Source organism: Faecalibacillus sp. MSK20_93, assembly GCF_020589945.1.
Classification (GTDB): domain Bacteria; phylum Bacillota_I; class Bacilli_A; order Erysipelotrichales; family Coprobacillaceae; genus Faecalibacillus; species Faecalibacillus intestinalis.
The window spans coordinates 1-1,340 of sequence record NZ_JAJDKA010000129.1; the positions used below are offsets into that span (position 1 = coordinate 1).

Consider the following 1,340-nt stretch of genomic DNA (forward strand, 5'->3'; position numbering starts at 1 on the left):
CCTGTATTGTAAAATGAAACTGGAATTAAGGAATTGATAACAAGGGGCATGCCCCTTGTTATCAATTCGCGCCTGTGACATGCCCCTCATGTTTATTTTCTATATGAAAATTGTCCATAGAAATCGTATTATATTGTTACCACACTTTATAAGGAGATTTCTATGAACACTATTAATATATCACAAAAAACAAAAAATAAACATCTCGATTTTTCTCATTATGAGTATATCATCAATTCCTTGATTATGTTTAACGCTTCTTATTCTGGTAAGCGCAACATCGGTAAAACTCAATTTATTAAAAATCTTGCTTTGGATGTTGGTACTTCGGTTTCTAATATCTATTCAATTATCAAAGATGCTACGGTCTCTATTAGAGATACTCATCTCAATAAGCATTTTGAACTATCTGCCTTGGCTGCTTTTCAAAAAAGATCCAAGAATCATAAGATTCCTAACAATTCTAAATTTGATAAAGCTACTGATTTTATTTCTCTTGTTGAAAACGAAATCAAATCCAACAAGCTTTCTTCTATTGATGAAACCATCAATTATTTGATTATTCATCAAAGGGATAAAATTAATGATATGGAAACTGTTTCCACTAAAACCTTTTATAACTATGTTCATCAGGGTAAAACCTCTATTAAACCTATCGATCTTCCTCGCATGGTCAGAAGAAAAACAAAGAAGAACTGGAAGACATATATTCCTAAAAGACAAAAAGGGGTTTCTATTACTGAAAGGCCTGAATCTGTCGATTCCAGAGAAGCGTTTGGTCATTGGGAGGGCGATTTGGTTACTGGCCCTAGAGATGGTCAAAATGGTGCTTATCTTACTTTGTTGGAAAGAAAAACTCGATTTTACTATATGATCCCTATTTCTTCCAAATCTTCTAAAAAAGTATATATGCAAATCAACAAGCTTCACAAGTTTTACGGTGATAGCTTTAAAGATATTTTCAAATCCATCACTTTTGATAACGGTAGTGAATTTTCTAGATGGAAGGATATGGAAGTAAAACCTAATACAAAAGAAAAGAGAACCAAGATTTATTTTGGCAGACCCTATCATTCTTGTGACAGGGCCTCAAATGAAAACTGTAATGGACTTATCAGATATTTTATACAGAAAGGTACTGACATCAACACAATAGATAAAAAGACAAGTATTGATATAAATAACAAAATCAATCAAAAGAAAAGGAAGATACTTGGATATCTTCCTGCTGAAAAATTATTTCTAGATGAATTAGCTAAACTTAATGTAACTGAAAATACGATTTTCTATAAAAATTAGTTCCTATTTTCTCTTATTTCCAGTTTCTGCTTGCAATTCGG

General features: G+C 31.8%; 1 protein-coding gene. It reads left to right on the forward strand.

Annotated features, from left to right (window positions below; translation table 11 throughout):
* Nucleotides 1-162 precede the first annotated feature (162 nt).
* Nucleotides 163-1,299, forward strand: a complete 1,137-nt coding sequence (locus tag LJD34_RS15900; RefSeq protein ID WP_052010840.1) for an IS30 family transposase — start codon at nt 163-165, stop codon at nt 1,297-1,299.
* Nucleotides 1,300-1,340 lie beyond the last annotated feature (41 nt).

What these genes read in the sequence shown, in the direction of transcription:
- LJD34_RS15900 (WP_052010840.1), top strand. Translation starts at nt 163, where the DNA reads ATGAACACTATTAATATATCACAAAAAACAAAAAATAAACATCTCGAT.